Here is a 7325-nt window from a genome sequence, read left to right as displayed (position 1 = left end):
TGTTTGTTGAACAGTGGCAACGCACCTTGTTGGAGGACGGAGATATTAAGCGTCGCAGGGCTTGCAGGCTATCAACCGCTGAGATAATGACAACAATAATTCATTTCCATCAGTCACATTATCGCGATTTCAAAAACTATTACCTTGATTATGTTTGCCGTCAGCTTAAAGGTTACTTCCCAGGATTACTGACTTACACGCGGTTTTTAGGTATCACATCCAGTGTGGTGATGCCGATGTGCAGCTACCTCACCTCAAAGTTAGGTCAACCCACAGGTATTCAGTTTGTCGACTCTACGAAAATAGAGGTCTGCCACATTATTCGAGCGAAACGAAATCAAGTATTTGCAGGTGTAGCCATGCATGGGAAAGGCACAATGGGTTGGTCATTTGGTTTTAAATTACATCTGATTATCAATCATTTGGGTGAGATAGTGGCGCTTAAACTCACCAAAGGTAATGTGGATGATCGGCAACCCGTGTCAGACATGGCTGACTCGATTTTCGGCAAACTTTATGGTGACAAGGGCTATATAAGCAAAGGGTTATCGGGTGAATTAAACGAGAAAGGTGTTGAACTGATAACCACCGTGCGCAAAAACATGAAGAAGAAATTTATATCGCTTTGGGACAGAGCAATTCTAAAGAAGCGGTTTGTTATTGAAACGGTCAATGACCAATTGAAAAATATTTCATATATCGAACACTCCAGACACCGCAGTATTCATGGTTTCATGCTTAATCTGTTAGGTGGTCTAATCGCTTACTGTTTGAAAAAGGACAAGCCGTCCTTGAATTTAACAGCCCAAGAATTTGAGCTGTTAAATGGTAATAATTTGATGCTGGCTTAACCAGATCTCAGGTTGATTTAGAGAAGTTCTTCGATAAGGTTAATCACGACATCCTGTCGCGGATAGCGCGTCATGTAAAAGATAAAGCGGTGCTGAAGCTAATCCGCGCTTATCTGGTGGCTGGCATATCGGACAACGGGCAGATCAATGAACGAACGATGGGTACACCGCAAGGCGGCCCGTTATCACCGCTACTATCGAACATCCTACTCATCGACTTAGATAACGAGCTTGACCATCGTGGGCATAAGTTCTGTCGTTATGCGGATGACTGTAATATCTATGTCAAAAGTGAGCGAGCAGGCCAGCGTGTATTGCAAAACGTGACGGGTTTCCTGGAAAAGACCTTGAAGTTAAAGGTCAACCGAGAGAAAAGTGACGTGGGTCGGCCTTGGCAGCGAAAGTTGTTAGGGTATAGCGTATGTGCTCGAAAACAGAATATCCGGCTGCGAATAGCGCCTGCGGTGCTAATGCGTTTCAAGCAGGAGGTAAAGCATACACTGCGTAGCGCGAGAGGCTGGTCTATTCATCGAACGGTGGAAAAGCTGAACCTGAAACTACGAGGGTGGATAACGTACTACCGACACATTACCGTCAGAAATGTGCTACTTGATTTGGATGGTTGGCTGCGCCGCCATTTACGCAAAATAGCATGGCGTCAATGGAAACGTGTTTACACCCGCATAAAGCGGTTAATTGCATTGGGTATAGATGAATCGAGAGCAGCGACTAGCGCGGTAAATGGCAGAGGGGCGTGGTTTAACTCAGGCGCTTCGCACATGAATCAAGCCTTACCCAAAAAGTACTTTGATTACCTTGGGCTGGTATCGCTAATCGATTATCATCAGCGTCTCAAGTATTAAACATGAACCGCCGTGATACGGAACCGTACGTCCGGTGGTGTGAGAGGACGGAGAGTGCAAGCTCTCCTCCTACTCGATTTTAAATGCTCGAATTTAACTCCAGTATTGAAAATGCCGGACACTGGTTTTGTTTATTTTATGTCTTATACCGTAGACGGTTAAATACAATAACGTAAAGCTTACATGAACTGTTGTTACCGGTTAGTTCATCACAAAAAGATTGCATGTTTTTCCCCTTGGTTGGTCGAAGTTGCTTAACCCTGATATTTACCTCTCCCAAATAAACCTCTATGGCTGACACCCAGCATGGACTTCTATGCTAAAAAAGAACGGTATAGCTTAAGAATTCCGAGTTTTAATATATTTTGTATTTTATTTACTTTATTTCATTTTTTGAATTGCGTTGATTTGGTCATAATTTATCAAATAAGTTCATCATAGCTCTTTAATAGTCATTTAAATCAGTTGTTTGCATTTTAATTGGTCATTTATGAGCTTTTTTGTGATTATCATTTCATTTTTTAAGTCAAAATTGGTAGGTTGACACGATGTTTTATGAAATGTTATTAAGTTGTTATGCAAATGCGGCAGGTTGTTAGCAAATGCGGCGAGATGTTTATACCCAGGTTATTAAAAGCCTTTAACGCTCGATTTATCAATAACTTCATTGGAAATGTAGGACACAGATATGCACGCTACTTTGAGAAACAAAATAATAACTGGAGGGGCTGCTTGCCTTTTATTAACCATAAGTGCCCCTTCTTTGTTGGCACAAGAAATCAAACAAGCCATAAATGGTCAAAATAATGCAGTAGATGAGACGGAAGTTATAGAGGTTAGTGGAATACGTAGCTCCTTGGAAACCGCTCTTAATACTAAACGTGAAGCGAGTTCCATTGTTGATGCTATATCGGCCGCTGATATTGGCAGCTTGCCTGCCCTAGATTTAGGGGAAGCTTTACAAGCCATTCCTGGAATTCAGTTAAATCGAGAAGGGGAGCGTCGTTCATCTGATATCAACCTTCGGGGCTTACCCGGCAGTTTTGTCAAAGTGACGGCCAACGGCCAGTCGTTTACTACCCCAAGTCGTAGTGCCTCACCTGTGGGCTCACCCAATCCTTTTGGTTCGTTTGATGCCAGTGTCTTTGATGGTGTCACCGTCATTAAAAGTCCCACTGCGGCAAATCAAGAAGGCGGGATCGCCGGTATCGTCGATAAAAAATTACAGAAGGCCTTGTCCAAAAAGGACGGCAGATACTCCATTAGCTTGGGCACACGTTATGAAGACTTGAAGGACGGTTACGATAATGAATTACGATTATCGGGCTCAAAGCATTTGATTGAAGATAAGTTAGCGGTGGCGTTTAAGTTGGGTTATTCAGACCAAAACTTTCGCCGTGACTCTGTACTGTTTGCCCGCAAAGAAATAGTCGATGCTATATCCTATGCTGATTACGATGTGTGGAAAGAAGATCTCGTTTCTCGTGGTTTGTTGCCTGAAGATGCGGTAGTGACGGCGTCTTCAACGGTTCAGCAATTAGCCGAAGTTAGTCGCGGTGATAAGTTGTCTTTTACCGGAAATATTGAATATCAAGCAACAGATAATTTGAAGCTGGGCTTAGATTTACTGTATACCAAACGGGACTTAAAAGACGGTAACTTTGAGCAAGTATCCACGGAGGTGCGAAACCGCGGTGCATCTCAGTGGCGCGAGGAACAAATTATTCCTGACGCCAATGCCATTCCCTTTTTAACAGGGACAAACCAAGATGGTGATCCTATTTACAGTATCTCACGGGTAACGCTGGAAAACGCGACCTATGTGCCTGCGAATCGTATTTTTGGGTTCTTTGAAGAAGCGAAAGGGGCCTTTTTTAATTTTGATTATATCGGTGAAAGCTGGCGCGCCGACGGCACGCTCTCTGCGTCAGAGTCAGAAAATGAATTTAATCAAACGGGGTTCGATTTTAGATTGCAGGGCAGTCGAAGTGCGAGTATCGAACCTACCGGCATAACGGCAGTCATCGACACAGGACAAGGTAATTTGAATAATATGTTTGTCTCCATTGATGGATGGCAAGATATTAATTATGATCAAGCGTTCAGAGCGGGTAATACACTTAACTTGAACGTGGGGGATGTGTCAGATCCTAAGAACCTCAATTTTTATGTATTGGGCCAACATGATAACCCTAAACGCGACATGCAAACCGCTGAACTCAATTTGCATCGCTTTGTTGATTATAAAATATTAGGTGATTCTTTAATGGTAAGTACCGTGCACTTTGGTGGACGTTACTCTTCAGAGACCTTAGAAAATGAAAACTATACGCCGTCATCAGGTTTTCTGAATGTGGGTAATATTGGCTCTGATTTTTTAAGCACCGACATACTCGCTGAGTCTGAAAACCCTTGGTTTAATGGTGGCATTCCGGGTGGTATAGGCTCTCAAGGTGGCTGGTTGACTTTAAATATCCCGTATATCGTTGAGCAGTTGCAAGACGGCCTTGTAGTACCTGATGGCTTTACACAAATCCCTTCGAGTGGTTTTGTCGCCAGAACCGTCAGAAATACCGACAATGTATTAGATCGTTGGGACACGAATTTTGATGCTACGGAAGAAATTACTGCTGCGTATGTTATGGCTGACTTTGAAGGTGAGTTAGGCGCTATCTTTTACTCTGGTAATGTAGGTGTTCGATACGTTGAAACTAAAACGACGATTGATGGCTCTGCGCAGGAATTTTATGATGGCAACCAATTTAGAGTAGTGCCCAATACACTGGTTAAGAAGTATGACCATACCTTACCGTCAGTTAACTTGGCCTTTGAATTAAGCGAAGACGTTATTCTTCGTACAGCCTATAACCAAGGACTGGTGCGCCCCAATATTCGAGCGCAAACACCCGTGTTAAGTGTTGAAGAAGGACCCAGTAGTATCTCGATTGATTTCCCTAAAAGTGATGTTGAGCCGTATACCGCAGACAACTATGACCTGTCATTAGAATGGTATAACCGTGAGGGTAGTGCCATCTCGATAGGGGTATTTAAAAAGGAAATCACGGGTCTATTCCAGGATGAGAGAGTCTGTCCTATGCCGGGCGAAGCAGGAGCCGAGGAGCTCACGTTAAATACTGGTGATTTGACCAGGGAAGACTTGGCTGATGGCTCGTTTAACTGTAGACAAGTTGAAGAGTTTACTAACAATGAGGGTGAGACCCTGAATCGTAACGTCAATATCCGGCGTTCTTACAATAGTGATGAAACAATTAAAGTTACGGGTTATGAATTAGCCATTCAACAGAAGCTTGATTTCCTACCTTATCCTTGGAACGGTTTTGGTGGCGTCCTTAACTACTCTTATGTGGAAAATGAAGAGGCGGGAGGAGATGGCTTAGTCGGTATTTCACCAAACTCGTACAATGCTATTGGTTATTACGAAAATGATGGATTTAGTATTCGATTGGCTTACAACTATCGTGACGAATACAAGCTTGATGGCGGTGCATCTTTTGGTGGTCCAGATCAAAAGAATGTTAAAGCGCGGGGTCAGCTCGACTTTTCAGCGTCTTATGCTTTTACCAAGAACTTACGAGGTTACTTACGAGGCTACAATTTAACGGATGAGCAGCGTTATGAATACGTGGGTGAAGATGCGCGCAATGTCAGCCGCATTAACTACGACGGTCGTACTTATTCGGCGAGTGTGACTTATAGTTTTTAAGTTCAAGCGTTAGTTCATTAATCATAAACGGCCAGTCATCTACTGGCCGTTTTTAAACGTTATTCATATTCAGAACAAAACTAAAAATAATCATTATTAGTAATAAGATAGTCTTCTTCGCTCCTTTACTCAGTTATGCTGAACATTAGTTTTGTAAGTTGATTGTGTCAGTCGTTAAAACCACACATAGTTTAAATATCTAAGGTTTCAGACAATAGGGTTTTCAACCAGCGGAAACCTATCATGCCCAAACGTAGCCCAAAACAATGGCAGCAAATCATGGACGCACATGATCAATTTACAGGCACATCAAAACAATTTTGCCAACAACGAAATATCCACATACAAACCTTTTATTCTCGCCGCCATGCCATGGGGCTGGCGCCGCCCATGCAGACGAATAAAGATGTGTTACCAAAACCGTCGAATACTCCCCTGTCAGCGCCAACCGGCCAGTATATTAAAGCGCACGTGAGGCCGGTGACAAGCGCAATGGTGTTACACACCCCGCATGCACAATTGTCGTTATCTACCCAATGCGATCCTGTTTGGTTAGCCAGAACATCAAGTCCCAAATCAAATTCATGGCCCGTCAATGTTTTGGCTTTTGGATTATCATTAATCCAATCATCAATACCTACTTCCTATCCAAACTTTGATGTTAGCAAACCTGCTCGTGATGGGCTGCACACTGGTGTCGTAGTGTAGGCATTGGGGAAATACATACCTTGATCAGCCATCTTATCTAGATTCGGCGTGAGTGCTTGGGTATTACCTGAACGCCCAAGTGCCCAAGGTGCTTGGTCATCGGTATAAATAAACACGATGTTAGGTTGTTTGAGTTCAACTGCTTTGACGTCGTTGGCTTGTACAACCCTACTTGTTGTTCTATTGCGCTTGCTTCTAATTTACTATGTACACAGGCTGTTAAACAGGTAATCAGGGTAAAGTTAATGCGGAGTGCACAGGGCTTAGGCCACATGATATATATTTTCTTATTTCTATTTAAAGGTATATTCGGTAATTATTTTTTGTAAATTTTGGGCTGAAGCGTTGACTGCTTCCAGTGGTGTATAAGAAGCGGGATATTCTTCTTGTTCAATTACAATCCATTGGGTTCTACCAAATTCAATATTGGTTGAATACAGCTTTAACCAATCATATTTATCTTGGCCGATGATTACCGGTGTCCCCTCCTGTCCTTGTAGAGTTCTGATCTTGTAATGAGTGGTTAGCGTTCGACCAGGATATCGTTTGATATAGGCGATAGCATCGTGTCCGGCATAATTAACCCAACCCACATCAAGCTGCAATACAAAGCTATCTGGGGTATTTTGCGCTAGGTAATCCCAAAAAGTAGCATCTTTAAAGGGCGCAAACTCTTTTGAATGACTGTGATAGCCTAATTTAAGGCCCATGGATATCGCGACTTTGGATAGTTCTGCCAGTTCACTGATAAGCTCATCAATATCGTCAGCCTGATCGATACGGCTATCATGCGGAATAATGACCAATTCCACACCGAGTTTTTCCAAAAATGTAAGGTTGTTTATACCTTCCTTGCCACGCAACAGCTTGACACTAATGTGTGCTCCACTGGCACGCAATCCAATGGAAGATAAAAATTGTTTGAGTCCTTCTGGATCATCTTTATAGGGGCCATATCGACCAGCAAATTCGACCCTTGGACACCCATTTCAGCGATACTGCGCAATGTTCCCTCGAAGTCTTGAGTTAAATCGTGCTTAACAGAATGTAATTGCACACTTAGCTGTGGAATATGTTTAGTTGAGCCAACTGATTGGTGAGCAAAGGTGACGATGAAGACGGTAATAAAAACGAATGAATATTTGAGTCGCATAAAGAAATAATTTGCGTAAATGTGGT

6 protein-coding genes and 1 pseudogene are annotated in these 7325 nt (G+C 42.8%); 5 read left to right on the top strand and 2 right to left on the bottom strand.

Annotated elements, in window-relative coordinates; genetic code table 11:
• The 5 genes and pseudogenes from NWQ57_RS22090 to NWQ57_RS22070 all read left to right on the top strand — a co-directional run.
• Positions 1-851 (top strand): IS982 family transposase (locus tag NWQ57_RS22090; RefSeq protein ID WP_306024351.1); only part of this gene is annotated, 851 nt, incomplete at its 5' end.
• 17 nt (positions 852-868) lie between these two features.
• A pseudogene (locus tag NWQ57_RS22085) lies at positions 869-1258 on the top strand (reverse transcriptase domain-containing protein); the annotation flags it as partial.
• 63 nt (positions 1259-1321) lie between these two features.
• Complete coding sequence (locus NWQ57_RS22080; RefSeq protein ID WP_306024352.1) at positions 1322-1714, top strand: group II intron maturase-specific domain-containing protein; 393 nt, start codon at positions 1322-1324, stop codon at positions 1712-1714.
• 688 nt (positions 1715-2402) lie between these two features.
• On the top strand, positions 2403-5438 hold the full coding sequence (locus NWQ57_RS22075) for a TonB-dependent receptor (RefSeq protein ID WP_306024350.1): 3036 nt from the start codon (positions 2403-2405) through the stop codon (positions 5436-5438).
• A 243-nt stretch (positions 5439-5681) separates the two neighbouring features.
• Positions 5682-6146, top strand: coding sequence for a hypothetical protein (locus NWQ57_RS22070; protein WP_306024353.1), 465 nt, complete (start codon positions 5682-5684; stop codon positions 6144-6146).
• Here NWQ57_RS22070 and NWQ57_RS22065 read toward each other — a convergent pair.
• Positions 6083-6262: a sulfatase-like hydrolase/transferase gene (locus tag NWQ57_RS22065; protein WP_306024349.1), complete on the bottom strand. Its 180-nt coding sequence runs from the start codon at positions 6260-6262 to the stop codon at positions 6083-6085. The two genes, NWQ57_RS22070 and NWQ57_RS22065, sit on opposite strands and share 64 nt — an antisense overlap.
• Positions 6263-6439: 177 nt before the next feature.
• Positions 6440-6958: a sugar phosphate isomerase/epimerase family protein gene (locus tag NWQ57_RS22060; RefSeq protein WP_372340964.1), complete on the bottom strand. Its 519-nt coding sequence runs from the start codon at positions 6956-6958 to the stop codon at positions 6440-6442.
• Positions 6959-7325: the final 367 nt, after the last annotated feature.

Source organism: Paraglaciecola sp. (assembly GCF_030730205.1).
Lineage (GTDB): Bacteria > Pseudomonadota > Gammaproteobacteria > Enterobacterales > Alteromonadaceae > Paraglaciecola.
Note: the sequence above shows the minus strand (reverse complement) of the source record. Positions and strands in the feature narration are given on the sequence as shown.

Bases quoted from the DNA above. Each gene is read 5' to 3' on its own strand.
- NWQ57_RS22080 (WP_306024352.1), top strand. From the start codon at position 1,322: ATGCGTTTCAAGCAGGAGGTAAAGCATACACTGCGTAGCGCGAGAGGC.
- NWQ57_RS22075 (WP_306024350.1), top strand. From the start codon at position 2,403: ATGCACGCTACTTTGAGAAACAAAATAATAACTGGAGGGGCTGCTTGC.
- NWQ57_RS22070 (WP_306024353.1), top strand. From the start codon at position 5,682: ATGCCCAAACGTAGCCCAAAACAATGGCAGCAAATCATGGACGCACAT.